Source organism: Alitiscatomonas sp., from assembly GCF_037242085.1.
Lineage (GTDB): Bacteria > Bacillota > Clostridia > Lachnospirales > Lachnospiraceae > Alitiscatomonas > Alitiscatomonas aceti.
Genome location: NZ_JAXXBR010000104.1, coordinates 1 through 18,629, shown reverse-complemented (window position 1 = coordinate 18,629; position 18,629 = coordinate 1). Strand labels below are relative to the sequence as shown.

The 18,629-nt window shown below is 53.7% G+C and carries 18 protein-coding genes; 3 read left to right on the top strand and 15 right to left on the bottom strand.

The genetic code is table 11. The features are described from left to right. Nucleotides 1-198: hypothetical protein (locus WIH05_RS11190; protein ID WP_337425393.1), on the top strand; the 198-nt coding region annotated here is incomplete at its 5' end. Here WIH05_RS11190 and WIH05_RS11185 read toward each other — a convergent pair. From WIH05_RS11185 to rpmE, 12 genes are all read right to left on the bottom strand, one after another. Beyond that, nucleotides 188-1,432 carry a glucan-binding protein gene (locus WIH05_RS11185; protein ID WP_022272856.1) on the bottom strand — a complete coding sequence of 415 codons (1,245 nt, stop codon included), beginning with the start codon at nucleotides 1,430-1,432 and terminating at the stop codon, nucleotides 188-190. The genes WIH05_RS11190 and WIH05_RS11185 overlap by 11 nt on opposite strands. Before the next feature lie 393 nt (nucleotides 1,433-1,825). Further along, nucleotides 1,826-3,034, bottom strand: coding sequence for a hypothetical protein (locus tag WIH05_RS11180; RefSeq protein WP_022272857.1), 1,209 nt, complete (start codon nucleotides 3,032-3,034; stop codon nucleotides 1,826-1,828). 249 nt (nucleotides 3,035-3,283) lie between these two features. Then, nucleotides 3,284-4,954, bottom strand: a complete 1,671-nt coding sequence (gene leuA, locus WIH05_RS11175) for a 2-isopropylmalate synthase (RefSeq protein WP_337425392.1) — start codon at nucleotides 4,952-4,954, stop codon at nucleotides 3,284-3,286. Nucleotides 4,955-5,220: 266 nt separating this feature from the next. Next, nucleotides 5,221-6,576: a phosphoglucosamine mutase gene (glmM, locus tag WIH05_RS11170; protein WP_337425391.1), complete on the bottom strand. Its 1,356-nt coding sequence runs from the start codon at nucleotides 6,574-6,576 to the stop codon at nucleotides 5,221-5,223. Between the two features lie 182 nt (nucleotides 6,577-6,758). After that, a complete protein-coding gene (rfbD, locus tag WIH05_RS11165; protein ID WP_337425390.1) occupies nucleotides 6,759-7,610 on the bottom strand; it encodes a dTDP-4-dehydrorhamnose reductase in 852 nt (283 codons plus the stop codon). Further along, nucleotides 7,610-8,641, bottom strand: coding sequence for a dTDP-glucose 4,6-dehydratase (rfbB, locus tag WIH05_RS11160; protein ID WP_215654807.1), 1,032 nt, complete (start codon nucleotides 8,639-8,641; stop codon nucleotides 7,610-7,612). The genes rfbD and rfbB overlap by 1 nt, the downstream gene beginning before the upstream one ends. An 88-nt stretch (nucleotides 8,642-8,729) precedes the next feature. Further along, nucleotides 8,730-9,632, bottom strand: a complete 903-nt coding sequence (gene rfbA / locus WIH05_RS11155; RefSeq protein WP_337425389.1) for a glucose-1-phosphate thymidylyltransferase RfbA — start codon at nucleotides 9,630-9,632, stop codon at nucleotides 8,730-8,732. A 213-nt stretch (nucleotides 9,633-9,845) separates the two neighbouring features. After that, a complete protein-coding gene (locus WIH05_RS11150) occupies nucleotides 9,846-10,211 on the bottom strand; it encodes an MGMT family protein (protein ID WP_337425394.1) in 366 nt (121 codons plus the stop codon). 169 nt (nucleotides 10,212-10,380) lie between these two features. Beyond that, complete coding sequence (prfA, locus tag WIH05_RS11145; protein ID WP_337425388.1) at nucleotides 10,381-11,454, bottom strand: peptide chain release factor 1; 1,074 nt, start codon at nucleotides 11,452-11,454, stop codon at nucleotides 10,381-10,383. Between the two features lie 15 nt (nucleotides 11,455-11,469). Beyond that, the gene (prmC, locus tag WIH05_RS11140; protein WP_022272865.1) at nucleotides 11,470-12,327 is read right to left on the bottom strand and encodes a peptide chain release factor N(5)-glutamine methyltransferase; all 858 of its coding nucleotides are present in this window, start codon (nucleotides 12,325-12,327) and stop codon (nucleotides 11,470-11,472) included. Beyond that, the gene (locus WIH05_RS11135) at nucleotides 12,324-13,301 is read right to left on the bottom strand and encodes a DUF1385 domain-containing protein (RefSeq protein ID WP_337425387.1); all 978 of its coding nucleotides are present in this window, start codon (nucleotides 13,299-13,301) and stop codon (nucleotides 12,324-12,326) included. Before WIH05_RS11135 ends, prmC begins: the two co-directional genes overlap by 4 nt. 160 nt (nucleotides 13,302-13,461) lie before the next feature. Beyond that, nucleotides 13,462-13,671 carry a 50S ribosomal protein L31 gene (rpmE, locus tag WIH05_RS11130; RefSeq protein ID WP_022272867.1) on the bottom strand — a complete coding sequence of 70 codons (210 nt, stop codon included), beginning with the start codon at nucleotides 13,669-13,671 and terminating at the stop codon, nucleotides 13,462-13,464. 203 nt (nucleotides 13,672-13,874) lie between these two features. On the opposite strand from rpmE, the gene WIH05_RS11125 reads away from it, so the two are divergent. Then, entirely contained in the window at nucleotides 13,875-14,600 is a 726-nt protein-coding gene (locus tag WIH05_RS11125) for a hypothetical protein (RefSeq protein WP_022272868.1), read from the top strand. Between the two features lie 78 nt (nucleotides 14,601-14,678). Here the strand turns inward: WIH05_RS11125 and WIH05_RS11120 are convergent, their stop codons facing one another. Genes WIH05_RS11120 through WIH05_RS11110 form a run of 3 tightly spaced genes read right to left on the bottom strand, consistent with a single transcriptional unit; the run spans nucleotide 14,679 to nucleotide 17,785 of the window. Then, nucleotides 14,679-15,821: a DUF4037 domain-containing protein gene (locus WIH05_RS11120; RefSeq protein ID WP_022272869.1), complete on the bottom strand. Its 1,143-nt coding sequence runs from the start codon at nucleotides 15,819-15,821 to the stop codon at nucleotides 14,679-14,681. Next, complete coding sequence (locus WIH05_RS11115; RefSeq protein WP_215654799.1) at nucleotides 15,818-16,669, bottom strand: tetratricopeptide repeat protein; 852 nt, start codon at nucleotides 16,667-16,669, stop codon at nucleotides 15,818-15,820. Before WIH05_RS11115 ends, WIH05_RS11120 begins: the two co-directional genes overlap by 4 nt. Nucleotides 16,670-16,705: 36 nt before the next feature. Continuing rightward, nucleotides 16,706-17,785, bottom strand: coding sequence for an acyltransferase (locus WIH05_RS11110; RefSeq protein WP_337425386.1), 1,080 nt, complete (start codon nucleotides 17,783-17,785; stop codon nucleotides 16,706-16,708). 208 nt (nucleotides 17,786-17,993) lie between these two features. On the opposite strand from WIH05_RS11110, the gene bioB reads away from it, so the two are divergent. Further along, the coding region (gene bioB / locus WIH05_RS11105; RefSeq protein ID WP_337425385.1) for a biotin synthase BioB at nucleotides 17,994-18,629 on the top strand (636 nt) is incomplete at its 3' end.

The following is an 18,629-nucleotide window of genomic DNA, read 5'->3' as shown; positions in this document are numbered from 1 at the left end:
TACCCCTCCGGGAGATTTGAGCGCCTGGATTTTCGCGGTGAACGCGAAAACCAGATGCGCCATGGTATAATGTCTGTTTTACAGACATTATACCATGATTCTCTCCCAGATTCAAACATTTGTTCGCTGTTTCCAAAAAGAAAAGGTCCCGTTTCCGGGACCCTTTCTCTTCAAGAGGAAATGATCGTTAATCAGTGATTTCAATCTTGTATGTGCCGTCACTCTGTTTTGTGATCCTGTATTTCACGCCGTCGGCGTCGGTCACGGTACCGCTGGTCTTTACCTTACCCTGCTCGTTTACTACGTAATCCTTGCCGTCAACGCTTACCTTTTCGTACTTCATTCCTTCTTCTGCCCGGATCAGAACGCCTTCCTCATAAAGAGCTCCGTCCTTGATGCCGGTGTAGCCGTCGCCGCGGTTTCCAAGAGAACCTGTGGTCGTGAAGTAGAATACCTCGTTGTCATGGTCATCGTCGTTTACAACTACGCGGCCTGTCATCATTTCGCCGTTATCGGGGTTAAAGTAGAACTTTCTGCCGTCTTCCACTTCTACCATTCCGGTCACCATACGGCCCTGGGTATCGAAGCAGTAGGTCTCGCCTTTGATCTTCGCCATACCGTAGTGTCCGCCAATGACTGTGGTCTTATACTCGGTGGAGTATGCGCGGCCGTCACGGAAGTAATACCAGCTTTCCTCTGCATCGTCCGGAGAAGCCAGGTACTGCCAGCCGTCCGCCTGCTGTCCGCCGCTTCTGTAATACCGTAAGTGGGCGGTATCCGAGCTGGACAGATCGTCGCGGCCTGTGGAGGTATAGTCTGACGGGTTTACCCATCCGGTCAGCATCCGTCCCTCATGATCAAAGATATAAGCGGTGCCGCCGATGCTCTTTTCTGTCTCCCGCACCATCTTGCCATTGGTGCCGAAATAGAACCAGTACTCACCCCAGTCGTCGTTGGGATCCGGAAGCTGCTTCCAGCCGGCTGCCATCGCGCCGGAGTTGCCCAGATAATAGATATCTCCGTCCAGATCCTGCCAGCCGGTGGCCATTACGGAATTGTTGAAATAGTACCATACGTCATGGATCTGCTTCCAGCCGTTCTCATAAGCCTTTCCGTTGGCTCCGAAGTATCTCCAGCCGCCTTCATGATCCCAGTTGTCGCTCAGCTCTCTCCATTCGTTGAGCACCATTTCGCCGCTGCTGTTCACATAGTAGGTGTCGTCGATCAGGCTGTTGGTCCGCATCACGCCGTTGGAATCCATATAATACCATTTTTCGTTGACCTTCACCCAGTCGTCCTGGACCATTTTTCCTGTGGAATCGTTGTAGTAATACCAGTTTCCATTTTTCTGGGACCAGCCTGCAAAGGAAGTCATTGCCATTCCGGCTGTGAATGCCGCTGCAAGTGTCAGAACCATTAAACCTTTTCTCATATCATTTCCTCCTTTATAAAAAATCTGTCAAAATTATTCTTTCTCATCTGTTGTATGGAGTATATCATATTTCTGTATTTTTTTCATCACTTTTTCTTCACGTTTTCATTACAATTCTATGAAGCATTTATGGCAAAAAAGTGGCAGAGAGACGGCTCCGCCCCCACCCCTGCCTCCCCTGGGGTTCGGAGCCCGGTCTTCCGAGGCCCGCCCGGCTCTGCTAAGGGCATGAGACAGCATGGACAACTCGCTGCGCTCAGACAAGTCCATGCTGCCTCATAACGCAGATCCAGGCGGACCGGGAAGTCCAGGGGGCTCCTGCACATGGGGAGGTAGGGGTGGGGGCGGGGCCTGGGAATGCCGGGAGCGAGGGGCATGGAAAGGAATCAGGATCTATTGGTGGATTGTGTGGTATTTTAGGCCCAGGGCGCTTTTTCTCAGGCAGATCCTTCTTGTATCTCCGATGGCTGTGTTGTTGTATACGCTTCTGGATGTCTTAAATTTTGTTTTTTCTCCGTGCCAGTTTCCGTATAGATAGTAGTCGGTGGTGCTGCCGCTGGTGCTTATGTCTTTGTCTGTAACGGATATGGTTTCATGGGCCGATTTGTCGAAGGTCAGCAGGAAGTTCAGGGGGAATGTGGCCGTGAATGAGATAACAAGGACAGCCAGAATAACTGATAGCTTCCGGGACAGTCTCTGGGGTACCTTTGCGCCTGCTGATCTGATGATGTATGGAATGGACAGCAAAGCTGTTAGGTAAATGGTTATCCTGAGCAGGCTTCCCAGATCGTAATCAAAGCTTTTTGAGACGCTCAGGCATAAAAGCATTGCGATTACAGGACCCAGGACCGGCATCTGGAGCGCGTTCTGCTCTCCTTTTTTTGTGGTGGTTTCTATATAGATGTATGGGTAAAACCAGAGGTAGATCCCGTAGGCGGCCAGAAGTACAAAAAGAAAGATAGCGACCATGAGCTTACCGCCTGCCAGGAAGGCCGCTGCATTCAGAAGTATCAGGATCCAGCCTGCTGCCTTTAAAAATTTCTTTGCTCCGGCAATGTGAAAGGGCTCGTTTCCTTCTGACAGGCTCTCCATTGTTTTTGTTTCGTCTGCGATGGATCTGTAATGGTTTTTCTCCATGACGTTTAATGCATTTATGTATTGGGATACGTTTTCTCCCTTTTCTGTCATTTCGCCAAGATCTACGCTGGGAATGTCGTTTTCCAGGAGAGCTTCAAACAATATTTCCAGATCGGCCAGCGCATAGTCCAGCGTGACGAGCCGGTTATACTGCCGGTCCACAAGGACCATCTGTGTCCGGCTGCCCAGAGGGACCAGGAGCAGGCATCGGATATCGCTGTATTTTACCTGTTTCGGCTGTTTGAATAAATGGAAAAAGGTCAATCGGTCCTCTTCCACGAGGATCCTTTCTTTTTTATAGGCCAGAAGGAGCAGGATCCCCAGCGCCACAAATGGTAAAAAGCAGATGGAAGCCATGATGTTTCCTGTTATGGCAAGGAAAAGGCTGACCAGTGAAAATATAGCTGTGGTGATGATGCCGATGATCTTTACAAATACGCCGCTTCTTATAACTTTCTTTTCCATTTGATCCTCCCTGGTCTGTATGTTTGATCATTTTTGTATGCTTTTTTCTGCCTAAAACAGCAGGTGGTATAATGTCGTTTTATGGACATTATACCATGGAACCATCATACAGTCATTGTTTTCTGACGTCAGGCTCCACAGAGTTTTTTTGTCACAGGACGCTCTTTCCTAGGCATAAAAAGGGACCGGGAGCTTTTTGGGGGGGAGCTTCCGGTCCATAAGAAGGGGTATGTAAATGTAAGGAATCTGTCAGTTGTCTCCATATAAACGGTTGACGGCGCTGAAGATGCCGCGCAGAGAGGCGCGGGTGATGTTGGAGCTGATGCCGACGCCGTAGGTGACGCGCTTCCGGTCCTGATCCATCATGTGGATGTAGGAGGCCGCCTGGGCTCCGGAGCCGGAGGTCAGGGCGTGCTCGCTGTAATCCAGGACCTTGATATTGATGCCCAGCTCTTCCTCCAGGCCGCGCTGGACGGCGTCGATGGGGCCGTTTCCAACGCCCTCAAACTGCTTTTCCACTCCATGGTCCGTGTAGGTGACCACAGCCACGGTGGTAAAATCTCCGGCGGACTCGAAATCCGTAATCTTGCATTTTTTGAAGTGGTACGGCTCCTTCCGGTCCAGATAATTTTTCCGAAACTCCTCCATGATCTGCTCGGGGGCCACCTCTCCCTGCCGCTCGGCGATCTTCTGGATCATGTCGGCGAATTCCTTATGCATGCCCCTGGGCAGCTTGAAGCCAAAGAAGGTATCCATGACAAAGGCCACGCCGCCCTTTCCGGACTGGCTGTTGATCCGGACGATGGGTTCGTATTCCCGGCCGATATCCGACGGGTCGATGGGGAGATACGGCACCTGCCATACCTTGCTCTGACGCTCCAGGAGCGCATGCATGCCCTTGTTGATGGCGTCCTGGTGGGAGCCGGAGAAGGCGGTGAACACCAGCTTTCCGGCATAGGGATGGCGGGGATCGATGTGCATTTTCGTACACCGCTCATACACCTCCGCGATCCGTTTTACATCGGAGATCTCCAGCTCCGGGTCGATGCCCTGGGAGAACATATTATAAGCCAGGGTCAGGATATCCACATTTCCGGTCCGCTCGCCGTTTCCGAACAGAGTGCCCTCCACCCGGTCCGCACCTGCCAGGAGCGCCAGCTCTGTGGCCGCCACTCCGGTTCCCCGGTCGTTGTGGGGATGGACGCTTAAGATAATGCTTTCCCGGTTTTCCAGATGCCTGTTCATCCATTCGATCTGGTCTGCATACACGTTGGGAGTCGTCATCTCCACCGTGGACGGCAGGTTCATGATCATCCTGTGCTCCGGCGTCGGTCCCCATGCTCTCTGGACCGCGTTGCAGATATCCAGGGCGAAATCCAGCTCTGTGCCCGTAAAGCTCTCCGGTGAATACTCCAGTACCACCTCTCCGTCATGGTCCTTCATATAATTCTTTACCATGGCGACGCCGTCTGTGGCGATCTTTTTGATCTCCTCCCGGTCCATGTGGAATACCACATCCCGCTGTAAGGTGGATGTGGAATTGTAAATGTGGACCACAGCCTTTTTGATCCCCTGGATGGCCTCAAAGGTACGCTTCACCAGGTGCTCCCGGCACTGGGTCAGCACCTGGACCATCACGTCGTCGGGGATCAGATTCCGCTCCACCAACTGTCTTAAGAAGTCAAATTCGATCTGGGAGGCCGCAGGAAAGCCGATCTCGATCTCCTTAAATCCCATTTCCACCAGGAGATTGAACATCTCGATCTTTTCCTCCACCACCATGGGCTCCACCAGGGCCTGGTTTCCGTCCCTTAAATCCACGCTGCACCATGCGGGCGCCTTCTGTATCTCTTTTCCGGGCCATTCCCGCTCTGGGTAATGGACCACCGGTACTCTCTGATATCGTTCCACATTTTTCATGATCTGCTTCCTCCATTTATGTCCTTCACTGGCGTTTTACGTTCTGAACCATTTTTCCTCCACGTTAAGGCCGGAGTCGGTAAACCACGCTGTATTTTTCTACGATAAACTGCGTTACGCTTTTAGGTCTAACCCCATATCCATCAGTCCTCTTCTCAGAATTTATGTAAAACACATTATATCATCTCATTTCTGTTATAGCAACAAAAGCTCCCATATCTTTTGTTTATGGGAGCTATGCCGGGACAAATAATGAGGGCCGCAGCTTATAAGACTGCGTGACCTTTTTTTCTAAGGGCATCGATCACCTGATCCACATACGTTTCACAGATCTCCGTGGATTCGGCCTCCACCATGACGCGGATCAGCGGCTCGGTTCCGCTCTGTCTGAGGAGCAGCCTTCCGTCGCTTCCCAGAGCCTTTTCCACGTCGGCCGCTGCCTGCTTCACATCCTCGTCGCCCAGGGCTGCTGCCTTGTCAGCCACCCGCACGTTCTTGAGGACCTGGGGAAGGATCGTCACCTCGGAGGCCAGTCTGGACAAAGTCTCCTTTTTCTCCAGCATGACCTCCATGATCTTTAAGGAGGTAAGGATCCCGTCGCCGGTGGTGGCGTATTTGCTGAAGATAATATGGCCGGACTGCTCGCCGCCCAGACAATTTCCGGTCTGGGCCATGTTTTCATACACATATTTGTCGCCCACGGCCGTCTTTTCGTAGCCGATGCCCTCCCGGTCCAGAGCCTTATAAAGGCCCAGATTGGACATGACTGTGGTGACGATCTTATTATTCCTTAAATTTCCCTGCTCCTTCATATACTTTCCGCAGATATAAAGGATCCGGTCGCCGTCCACCACGTCTCCGTTTTCGTCCACCGCCAGGCAGCGGTCTGCATCGCCGTCATAGGCAAAGCCCACGTCCAGATGGTTCTCCTTCACAAAGGCCTGGAGCCTGCCGATATGGGTGGAGCCGCAGTCTGTATTGATATTTAAGCCGTCAGGCTCGTTATTGATCACAAAGGTATCGGCTCCCAGGGCGTCGAATACGCTCTTTGCCACAGAGGATGCGCTTCCGTTGGCGCAGTCCAGCCCCACCTTTTTTCCCTTAAAGGAGCGGGTGGCGATGGAGATCAGATAACCAATGTAACGGTTTCTCCCGGCTGCAAAATCCTGGGTACGGCCGATATGGTCCCGTTTTGCCAGAGGAAGCTCTCCCATTTCTCCATCCAGATACTTTTCGATCTCCAGGATCACAGACTCCTCCATTTTCTCGCCGCTGCCGTTCATAACCTTGATGCCGTTGTCATAATAGGGATTGTGGCTGGCAGAGATCATGATTCCGCAGTCAAAATCCTCGGTCCGGATCACATGGGACACGCTGGGCGTGGTGGTCACATGAAGCAGATACACGTCTGCCCCCGAAGCCGTAAGGCCGGAGACCAGAGCATACTCAAACATATAGCTGGACCGCCTCGTATCCTTTCCGATCACAATGCGGCACCGCTCTCCCTTGGCCTTCTGCCCGTAATACCATCCCAGGAAACGTCCCACCTTATAGGCGTGCTCCACCGTCAGATTTACGTTGGCCTCTCCCCGGAAGCCATCTGTTCCAAAATATTTTCCCATTTTTCTCATCCTCCTAAAAAGGTTTCCCCCCGCTGCCAAAAAAGCGGCCGCACGCCACGTCCCACGCTGTCGGCCGCTTTTCTGATCCCTGTATTATTTTATGCCGCAGCCGCCCAAAAGGAAGCCTCCGGCCCCGGAGGTCCCTGCGGAGATCTCCGCCGCAGCTCCAGTCATCGTTCTTCCTACCAGGTGATCTCCTTCAGATAGCGGCCCACTGCGTCCTTCCAGTCCGGAAGCCGTTCAAAGCCGTTTTCCGTGAGCTTTTCCTTGCTGATCCGGCTGTTCATAGGCCGCTTCGCCTTGGAGGCCGGATATCCGCTGGTGGGAACCGGCGTCACCTTCACCTGGTCCATCCCCGCCTGACGGAAGATCTCGCAGGCGAACTCATACCAGGAGCATAAGCCCTCGTTGGTGGCATGGTACCGGCCGTATTTCTCCGTCTGGATCATATCCACCAGGAGTCTGGCCAGATCGTGGGTATAGGTGGGGGAGCCGATCTGATCGTCCACCACCGTGGCCGCGCCCCGCTCCTTTCCGATGCGGAGCATGGTCTTAATGAAGTTCTTTCCATTGACGCCGAAGACCCAGGCAATGCGGACGATGAAGAATTTCTTCACCAGCTCCTCCACTGCCAGCTCTCCCTCATATTTGGTCTGACCGTATACGTTTAAGGGATGGCGCTGGTCATCCGGCTCCCAGGGACGGGTCCCCTGGCCGTCAAACACGTAATCCGTACTGATGTACATCATCTTGATATCCAGGTCGCGGCAGACCTCTGCAATGTTCCTGGTGCCATCTGCGTTGACCTTTCTGCATACGTCCACATTGTCCTCGGCCGCATCCACAGCCGTATAAGCGGCACAGTGGATCACAGCGTCCACCTTCGATTCCGTGATCACCTTCCGGCAGGCCCCGGCATCGGTGATGTCCATCTCCTCCAGGTCCACGCCCACGGGCTCCAGGCCGCGTTTTACCATTTCATTTACCACGTCATGGCCCAGCTGGCCCTTGACGCCTGTTACTAAGATCCTCATTATTTCTCACCCAGCCTCTTTCCATACATGTTATCGAAATAATTGCTGTACTCGCCGCTTAAGATGTGTTTCCACCAGTCCTCGTTGTCCAGATACCACTGGATGGTCTGCTGGATCCCGGTGTCAAAATTATATTTGGGTTTCCAGCCAAGCTCGGTCTCCAGCTTTGTGGGATCGATGGCATACCGGCGGTCATGGCCCGGACGGTCCGTTACAAATTTGATCAGACTCTCCGGCTTATCAAGGGCCTTTAAGATGGTCTTTACAACCTCTAAGTTGGTGCGCTCGTTGTGGCCGCCCACATTATATACTTCTCCCACCCGGCCGTTGTGGATGATCAGATCAATAGCCTCGCAGTGGTCGGAAACATGGAGCCAGTCTCTCACGTTCTCGCCTGTTCCGTATACCGGAAGGGACTCGTCGGCCAGGGCGCGGCTGATCATTAACGGGATCAGCTTCTCCGGGAAATGGTAGGGGCCGTAGTTGTTGGAGCAGCGGGAAATGGTCACCGGCAGCCCGAAGGTCCTGTGGTATGCCATGACGAACAGGTCGGCGCTGGCCTTACTGGAGGAATAGGGGCTGGAGGTGTGGAGCGGAGTCTCCTCGGTAAAGAAGAGGTCCGGACGGTCCAGGGGCAGGTCTCCGTATACCTCGTCGGTGGATACCTGGTGATAGCGCTTGATCCCGTATTCCTTACATGCGTCTAAGAGCGTGGTGGTACCCATAACGTTGGTGCGCACAAAGCTCTCCGGATCCACCACGGAGCGGTCCACATGGCTCTCGGCCGCAAAGTTTACGACCATATCCGGCTTTTCCTTTTCGAACAGATCGAATACGAATTTCCGGTCCGCAATGTCGCCCTTTACAAATTTATAGTTGGGCTTTCCCTCCACAGGCTTTAAGGTCTCCAGGTTTCCTGCGTAGGTGAGCAGATCCAGGTTGACGATGTCATACTCCGGATATTTATTTACCATATGATGGATAAAGTTGCCGCCGATGAAACCGGCGCCGCCTGTTACGATGATCTTCATTTTTATTTCTCCTTATTCATTTTCCTCAGCCCCGCCGCCTTCCGGCGTTCTGATCCCGGGAACGCTCCCGGTCCTGGGCAGGGAGTGTTTATCTGTCCGCGTGTCCCGGCAGCTTGTCGATGTACTTGCCGTCCACCACGTCCTTCAGATACTGGCCGTACTGGTTCTTCTTTAAGATCTCATAGGCCTCCATGACTTCGTCCCTGGTGATCCAGCCGTTGGTGTAGGCGATCTCCTCCAGGCAGGCGATCTTTCTGTGCTCATGGGTCTCCACGGTCTTTACAAAGTTGGTGGCCTCCACCAGGGATTCATGGGTCCCCGTATCCAGCCAGGTAAAGCCCTGTCCCAGAAGCGTCACATCCAGTTCCCCATTTTCCAGATAGATCCGGTTTAAATCCGTGATCTCCAGCTCGCCTCTCGCAGAGGGCTTTAAGTTCTTCGCGTACTCTACCACCCGGTTGTCATAGAAATACAGGCCGGTGACGCAGTAGTTGGACTTGGGCTTTTCCGGTTTCTCTTCAATAGAAACAGCCTTTCCGTCCTTATCGAATTCCACAATGCCGAACCGCTCCGGATCGTCCACATAGTATCCGAATACAGTGGCTCCCGTTTCCCTGGCAGCCGCCTCCCTGAGGCGCTTCTTTAATCCCTGGCCGTGGAAAATGTTGTCTCCCAGAACCATAGCCACAGAATCGTTTCCAATAAAATCTGCGCCGATGATAAAGGCCTGGGCCAGCCCGTCGGGACTGGGCTGTACTGCATAGCTGAGGGTGATGCCGAACTGATGGCCGTCGCCTAAAAGAGCTTCGAACCTGGGCGTGTCGTCGGGGGTAGAGATGATCAGGATATCCCGGATCCCTGCGTTCATCAGAACGGAAAGGGGATAATAGATCATGGGTTTATCATAGATGGGTAAAAGCTGCTTGGAAGTCACCTTCGTCAGTGGATAAAGACGTGTGCCGCTGCCGCCGGCAAGAATGATACCTTTCATATCTGTTCTCCTTCTTTTTCTGCTGTTTTAGTCCGTTTTTCAAGGGCGTCCGCCGCGCGGCATGAGCGCCCCTGCGGCTGGAAAAGGACGCACCTTTCCCGTATATATGGCGTCATTATAGCATAAATCCCGGATGATTGAAAGGCCGGATGTTACAAAGATCCGCGTATATCTTTAAGATTTCTTTAAATTCTGCCGATTTTTTCCAGAGCCTCAGATGTTCATGGCAGAAAAGGTCCGGTTCAGCTCCAAGGCCTCCTCCATGGTATTTTTCCATCCATAACGCTTCAGATCCGTCCTCCAGCCCTTAGGAGTCCACAGCACCTCCACGCCCTCCTCCCGCAGAAGAAGGCACTGGAGATCCATGGACGCAAAATGAGCGGCCCCGCTTAAGATCCCGGCGGCGTTCACCACCCGGTGAGCCGGCGCGTTTTCTCCAGCCAGTCCATGCTTCAAAGCGTATCCCACCTGTCTGGAGTTCTCCGGCTTTCCGCAGAGCAGGGCGATCTGGCCATAGGTGGCCACCCTCCCTCTGGGGATCCGGCTGCAGACCAGGCCCACCCGCTCATAAAACTTCATTTCCATAGTTCCTCCTGCGTTCTCCTTCGTGGTCTTTTGCTGCTTTTCCTCTGTGCCAGTCTCCTGGCCTGAAAAAAAGGACAGGATCCGCCATCCGGCGCAGCCCGTCCTTTTTTACAGATCATTTTTCTATTCCAGCGCCTTTATGGTCCGACCGGCATACAGCGGCTTACGTCTCGTTCATTTTAGCTAACTTGGCCGCCTGGTCTGCGGCGATCAGGCTGTCGATCAGTTCCTGGAGATCGCCGTCCATGATGGAGTCGATCTTATAAAGGGTCAGCTTGATCCGGTGCTCGGTCACACGTCCCTGGGGGAAGTTGTAGGTGCGGATCTTTTCGGACCGGTCGCCGGTACCGATCTGGCTGCGGCGTGCCTCGGCCTCCTCATTCTGGCGGCGCTCCAGCTCCATGTCATACAGCTTGGAACGCAGCAGGCGGAACGCCTTATCCTTGTTCTGCAGCTGGGATTTCTCCGTCTGGCTGTAGATCACGATCCCCGTGGGAATATGGGTCAGACGCACCGCAGAGTCGGTGGTGTTTACGCACTGGCCGCCGTTTCCGGAGGCGCGCATCACGTCGATGCGGATATCCTTTTCATCGATGACCACGTCAAACTCCTCGGCCTCCGGCATGATCGCCACAGTGGCCGTGGACGTATGGATCCGGCCGCCGGACTCAGTCTCCGGCACACGCTGTACCCGGTGCACGCCGCTTTCGTATTTCAGCTTGGAATAAGCGCCCTGGCCAGTGATCATGAATTCCACTTCCTTCATGCCGCCGATGCCGCTCTCGCTGACGTTGATCAGCTCCACCTTCCAGCGCTGGCGCTCTGCGTAATGGACATACATCCGGTACAGCTCGGAAGCGAACAGGGCCGCCTCGTCTCCGCCTGCGCCTGCGCGGATCTCCACGATCACGTTCTTATCATCGTTGGGGTCCTTGGGAAGCAGAAGGATCTTCAGCTGCTGCTCCAGCTCCTCGATCCTTTTTTTCGCGTCGGAAAGCTCTTCCTTGGCCATCTCCCGCATCTCCTCGTCGCTCTCTTCCTCCAGAAGGGCCAGGCTGTCCTCCACGTCCTGCTTTGCCTGCTTATATTCCTTATATGTCTCCACCAGCGGCGTCAGATCCGACTGTTCCTTCATCAGCTTCCGGAATCTTTTCTGATCCTCTGCCACGGACGGATTGTTTAACTCAAACATCAGCTCTTCGTAATGCTTAACAATGTCTTCCAAACGGTCGAACATAGGAAACCTCCTTCTTTATTTCCGGATCTGCCCCAGCCACGTTCCGCGCACTACCCGGTCCATGCCCGCCAGATCCTTTATCACCTTTGTATCCTGAAATCCATGGGACTCTAAAAGCGACTTCACCGCCGCCCCCTGGTCGTGACCCGTCTCAAAATAAACGGAACCGTCCTGGTTTAAGAAATCCCCGCATTGCTCCGCCAGGATCCTGTAAAAATACAGGCCGTCCTCTTTCCCGTCTAAGGCTCCCAGAGGCTCATGGTCACGCACCTCCGGCTCCAGGCCCCGGATCACCTCACTGGGGATATAGGGCGGATTGGAAACGATCACATCGAACATGTCCCTTCCCGGCTCAAAGGCAGCGAACATATCGCTCTGGCGAAACTCCACCGGATACGTTCCGGCGTTTTTTTCTGCCACCTCCAGGGCCTCGGGAGAAATGTCTGCCGCTGCCACCCGGGCGTATCCGCCCAGGGCCTTTAAGCTGACGGCGATGCAGCCGGAGCCGGTACACATATCCAGCACAGAAATATTTCTGTTTTTCTGCTCATTTAACACAGTTTCCACCAGCGTCTCCGTATCCTGCCTGGGGATCAGCACATGGGCATTGACAAAAAACTCCATGCCCATGAATTCCTGTGTGCCCAGGATATGCTGGAGGGGCACCCGGCCGGAACGCCGCTCCAGGCCGTCCTCATAGGCCTTAAGCGCCTCATCCCCCGGCGCCGCCTCCTCCTTTGCATCCAGGAAATACCTGGCCCGGCTCATGGAAAATGCCTGTTCAAACAAATACCAGGCGTCCAGCTCATACTCCTGGATCCCGGCCTTCTTTAAGCGCTCCTGGCCCTGTTTTAACAGCTCCCCCCAGGTCATGCCAGTTTCTCCTGCTCTTCAAAATACCCGGCCGGATACGTTTCCGGAAAGTTCTCCTCCAGGTATTTCTTCCAGTCGAACACTTCCTCCACAGCGGCGATGGCCACCTGGATCATGGAATCGTCCGGCTCCTTGGTGGTCAGTCCCTGCATCCACATGCCGGGGCGGCTTATGATGTCCATGATCTTTGAATTGCTGGTGCCTGCCAGCCGCAGCACCTCATAGGACACGCCCGCGATCACCGGGATCAGTACGATCCGGCTGACGATCCGGAGCCAGATGGTGTCCACCCGGACCACCATAAAGAACAGGATGCTGATGACCATGACGATCAGAAGAAAGCTGGTGCCGCAGCGCTTGTGCTCCTTGGAGCTCTTCCGGACGTTTTCCACATTTAATACCAGCCCGTTCTCCAGGCAGTTGATGCATTTGTGCTCGGAGCCATGGTACATGAACGTGCGGCGGATGTCATCCATCCTGGAAATGATCTTAATATAAGCGATAAAGATCCCGATGCGGATCACTCCCTCCAGTACTGCCATGACCGTTTCCGACTGGATGAACCGGCGGAAAAAGCCGGCGATCAGAAGCGGGAGCACCATAAAGATCCCGATGGCCATGAACACGGAAAAGATCATCACCGCCGTCATGACGACGCTTTCCATTTTTTCTCCGAATTTATCGATCAGGAAGCTTTCAAATCTTCCCGGAGCCTCGTCCTCTTCATCGTCCTCAAAAAAGCTGGCCGACCAGGTGAGGGTCTTCATCCCCAGGATCATTGAGTCCGCAAAGCTGAAAATCCCGCGTACAAACGGAAGGGAAAAGATTTTCACTTTTTCCGTCATACTCACATATGTGTCTTTCTGGATCACGATCTCCCCGTCAGCCTTTCTGACGGCGGTGGCATAGGTATCCTTGTTTTTCATCATGATCCCCTCTAAGACTGCCTGTCCCCCGATACCGGAATATTTCAATTTTAAACCTCCATGTCTGTAAGATCCCGCAGACGCGCGTCTCCGGCCCGTCTGCCTCCGGGGCCTGCCGGGAGCGTTCCCACTCCGCCTGGCCTCCGGGTAAACAAAAAGGGCTGAGTTTTCAGAAATATCCAAAAGCTCAACCCTGCTTTATCAAACCTTATTTGTCTGCTTTCACACCATACTTACGGTTGAACATCTCGATACGTCCGCGAGCGGAAGCAGCCTTCTGCTGACCGGTATAGAATGAATGGCATTTGGAACAGATTTCTACGTGAATGTCTTTCTTGGTAGAACCAGTTACAAATTCATTACCGCAGTTGCAAACGACCTTGGCCTGATAGTAATTTGGGTGGATTCCCTCTTTCATGATTTTCACCTCTTTATTTTTTGGTACATGACTGACAGTCACGTTTATTTATATACCTGTTCCCTTAGAACAGCTAAATAAGTATAGCATAGTTTATTTTTGAGTGCAAGTGTTTTTTCGCTGAAAATCGGGCGTTGATTTTCAGTGTTTTATTGCGGCATGATACTAAAAACTGATATAATGCAAATGAGAGGGGGCAAAGCATGAATAAAAAATTATCCGGGGTATTTACTGTTATTTTAATGATAAATGTATTAACCTTTAATATTTACGCCATGGAACATCTGATAGACAGGAATGACCGTGAATATTCAGAAATCTTGTCTCTGAACGATGAAATATTGGATTCCCTGAATCATGGCCTGGTCCATTCAGAAACAGGGAAAGATATTTCTGAAGATGTTCCAGAAGATGCAAAGACAGAATTAGAAAAAATTTTAAATCAATGGCATGTTGGCGCAATCCATATCTTTGATGGCCAGACTGTAAACTATGCGGAAACCATTAAAGATACACTGGAGCATGCGGGATATGATCCCAAAAACTATACATATGAAATCGTTTCAGGTATCCCAGGAATAAGATATCCCACAGCGATCGTATTTAACAGCGAAGAAAAAGCTGAGTTTATAATCCCTGCTGAACCGTCAGCAGCCCGTGCTTTTGAGGGTAACTGGCCCACTGCAGCTCAGAATACGGATCTGCTTTCTGCTTCAAATGAAGAGAATGACAGCAGTATGCCATTATATAATTACAGCGACGTTGCACGGGCATCCAGAAAAGCTGGCCTGTTTGGCCATGGCGGTATCGGAATCACGTATCCGGGTGGTACTTTTAATTGGAAGACAGGCGCTGCGGCCGTTGGTATTTTTACCGTTCTGGTCATCTGTTTATATTCATTTGTCAGATCTCGCAAACCCGGGGACTGATGGAGTTGGAGACAGCTGCCTGCCGCTGCTGTCTCCAGCTAAGAGAGAAATCGAAACCGGATCCTGGCCGACGGCTCCCTACCCCTCCATCACATGAAGGTTCCGAAGCTCTCCGTCCCGGATGCGCTCCGTCAGCTCCATGGCATGGGGCTCCAGATAATCCCAGTCCCCGCCGGTCAAGCCCTGGCGCTTCAGCTCCTGTACCACAGCCCGGCAGACCATTTCGATCCTCTCCTCTGTCCGGACCGGGCCGCCAGCCAGCCGCTTCTTTGCTGGTCCGCAGGATCCCTCTGTGTCCTCTGCTTCCTTCTCCACGGATCCACGGACGCCATTTCTGTCCCCTGGTTCCGTATTCCCTGGCTCATAAACGCCAGCCGCATCCCCCGGCACAGCTGCTCCCCCTGTCAGCAGCCGCTCCAGCTCCCCGGCAGCCTCACGGAGCACCGGCAGCTCCCTGGCGGCCCGGAACGACCATTTGTAATACGGCATGTACCTGCGGTTCAGAAGAAAGATCATGGAAAGCCCTGCCGAAACAAATTCGTGGAGGGCCATGGCGGCGGCTCCGTATTCCCCCCGCCTCAGACACCGGGAATAATTATATTGCCCCGACTGGGCCATAAGGACGGCCCGGGCCGCCATTTTCTTCAGACGCACGTCCTCCGGGTATCCGTCCTCCAGCTCCCGGCGCACGGCAGAAAACGCCCCGCATCCGTCGTAAAACACTTTTCCATTGACGGCACAGGCCAGGCTGTGCTCCGGCGTATACAGCCATTCCATCAGGGATTCCGGCGCTCCCGGCCTTCCTGTGAACCGGCGGTAAAATTCTCCGGTGAGCAAAACGCCCCGGCGTCCGCCGCCAAGGAGGCTCTGCTTTTCCCGCCTCACTCCCAGATACTCCCCCGGCAGCTTCCCATAAGCCCGGGACAGCTTAAATTCCAGCTCATGCTCCAGCCGGTCCGGGATCCAGAGACAGAAGCCGGCCTCAAAATCATGGTCCCGGGATATGGCATCATCAAAACCAAAGCAGTCGGAGCCCTCTCCGGCCACTCCCGCGGCGATCATATCCATATACTGGGGAAACTGCTCCTGGAGCATGGGCAGGCCGTATTCGCCAAAAAACCGTTCTGAAAGCTCCAGGCCCCTAATAACGTTTCCCCTGTCCTGTCCTTCCTCTATCGGCTCCATATCTGCCGCTCTTCCACTGCTCTTTCCACCTGTCATCTCCCCGGCTCCTCTCCGGCTTCCCGATAGATCCGGTCCGCCGCCTCGGTAAGTTCCTTCTTTATTCTGAAATATCCGAAATGTCCGAATGTTTCCGCGCATTTCCGGCAATTAAACGCGTAATATCCGTCTCTGGGAACCTCTCCAGAGCGAAAGATCTCCACTGCCTTTTCCAGACATCCGTCGATCTCCTCCTCCCGTCCCGCCTTCTCATACAGCACCGCCAGGTTCACCCAGGTGACCGCGATCTCCAGGAGGCTTCCCGGCCGCAGCGCCTCCATGATATCCATGGCTTTCTTATAATATGCCTCCGCCTTTCTATACTCTCCCAGGTCCTCCCAGGCCAGGGCCATGTTGTTGAACAGGCCTCCGAACCGGTAGTCTCCCGGCGGCAGGCTCCCGCCATAGGCCCTAAAGGCCTGGTCGTAATACGGCATGGCCTCTGCTGCCTTTCCAAAAGCCTTCATGGTAGTGGCGGCATTGAGACAGGTGGTGCCGCCGGTGACAGTCTGGGAAAGCCCATGATCTCCCACCAGGGCCAGCCCCTTTTCCACCGCCGCAAGGCCCTTTTCCCTCTCTCCGGAATTGCGGTAAAAGCCCATCATTTCATTCAATATAGTGATCTGGGATGCCCAGTCCCCGGCTTCCTCATACCGGGCCATCCAGTCCTCCAGATATATGGCCGCCTCCCGTTTGGCATCCCGGTCCAGGAGCCGGTCAAAGCCCTGGATCACCTCCCGGACCGAGGGACCTCCGTCCGCGCTCCCTGTATGCACCGCCTCTGCGGCTGCTATATGTGGTCTGAAGCAGCACTCTGGCTCCTCCCAGTCTTCTTTTTCCAGTATCATCTGTCATTTCCTCTCTGTTTCATTTTTCAGGAAGCCTTAGTCCAGGCTCCGCCCTCCGGAAAAGATCCGCCACACGGCTGGCGCATACCGGACCAGGATCCGGGCCGCCGCGTAAGAGGATGCCACCACCGCCGCCGGAAGCAGGAGGAACCAGACCACAGCTAAGACCGCCATGGCCGTTCCATCCAGCACGCGTCCCAGCACCAGGGCTCCGGCCTTATTAAAAACACGCACCAGGATAAAATGGATCCCGTATAAAAACAGGCTCTGGCGCATCCACGGCCGGGTCTTTCCCATCCGTCCGCTGTCAAACAGAAGCCATATGGATATGGGAAGGAAAAAACGGAACATGACGATCCACAAAACATCTGCCCCGGGCTTCCCCATCCTCCAGAAACAGATCGCTGCCATAAGGACATTTCCGATCCCCGCCAGGATCCGCCCCTTTCCATAAGAAGCCTCTGTCAATTCCCGGCCATGGACGGCCATAAAGATCCCAAAGGAATAGTAAAGAAGTGCGTCGGTGTTCGGATGCATGGTATCCAGATGAAAATGGACGGCCGCCATGACAACTGCCAGAAAGACCAGCCCCCGGGTCCGGTTCTTTATGATCCAGTAAAGGACCGGGGACAGCAGGATCAGGAACATCAGCTGATACAGATACCAGAATACCGGCGCGTACTGGTAATGAAGAACAGCCGCCAGAAGCTCCTCCCCGTTAAATGGCACCGGCGGTTTTCCAATGAGCCGGTAAACGGCCGGAATGCGGGTTGCCAGCACATAGCCCAGATAATAAAAAAGATTCCAGGCCAGATAGGGGACCGCCACGCTGCGGACCCGGCTCTTCCATTTTGCCGGAAGCTTCTCCCAGGAAAAGCTGCGGAAAAAAAGGTACGCCGACAGCATAAAAAATCCCGGCACTGCCGTCAGCCCCAGGGCCGCGGACAAGAAATCCTGGATCCTGTGGACTGTCAGCCAGATCCCCTCTGTGACCGGGGCGCCGCCGGAAAACAGCTCCGCATTATAAGAGTGAGCCCAGATCACCAGGATACTGAGCAGAAACATCACCCAGGAAACGTGCTCCCGGAACGCCTTTTCCTCCATGGTCTTTCCCATTTGCATCCATCCCTCCGTATTTTCCCAGGGCCGGAAAAGCAGACTCTCCAGCCCCTCTCTTCCTCTTATTTTGCGGAATTTCAGCCGGATTGTCAAGGCAGTTTTCCTCCCTCTGTTTGTCAACCAAATTTATTACATAGTTTACATTTCTCTGTTTTTATGATATTGTAAACCATATAAAATTTTTAGTTTACTTTAGGAGGCACCCATGACTGAACCTATGACCATGATCCAGGAACTGAAAACACGGATCTTAAACGGCGGCATGATCTCCCGGGAGGAAGCCCTGGCCCTTTATGAGGCTCCCCTGGAGGAGCTCTGCTCCGCCGCCCGCCAGATCCAGCTCCATTTCTGCCAGAACCGCTTCGACCTCTGTACCATCATCAACGGGAAGAGCGGCCGCTGCCCGGAAAACTGCCGGTTCTGCGCCCAATCCGCCTATTCTTCTTCCAGCGCAGAGGAATATCCTCTGCTGGATGCTGATACCATTGTCCGGGAAGCTGGAAGGAATCACAGACAGGGTGTTCCCCGCTTTTCTATCGTGACCTCCGGCAGGCAGTTAAACGATAGGGAGGTGGACCGGATGTGCCTGGCCATCCAGAGGATCCGGAAAGAAACCGGCTGTCTGGTCTGCGCCTCCTTCGGTCTCCTGGACCAGTCTCAGTATGAAAAGCTGAAGGAAGCAGGTGTCACCCGGATCCACAACAATCTGGAGACCTCCCGGAGCAATTTTCCCAATGTGTGCACCACCCACACCTTTGACCAGAAGCTGGCCGCCATAAAAGCCGCCCAGGCCGCCGGGCTTACAGTGTGCAGCGGCGGGATCGTGGGCATGGGCGAGACC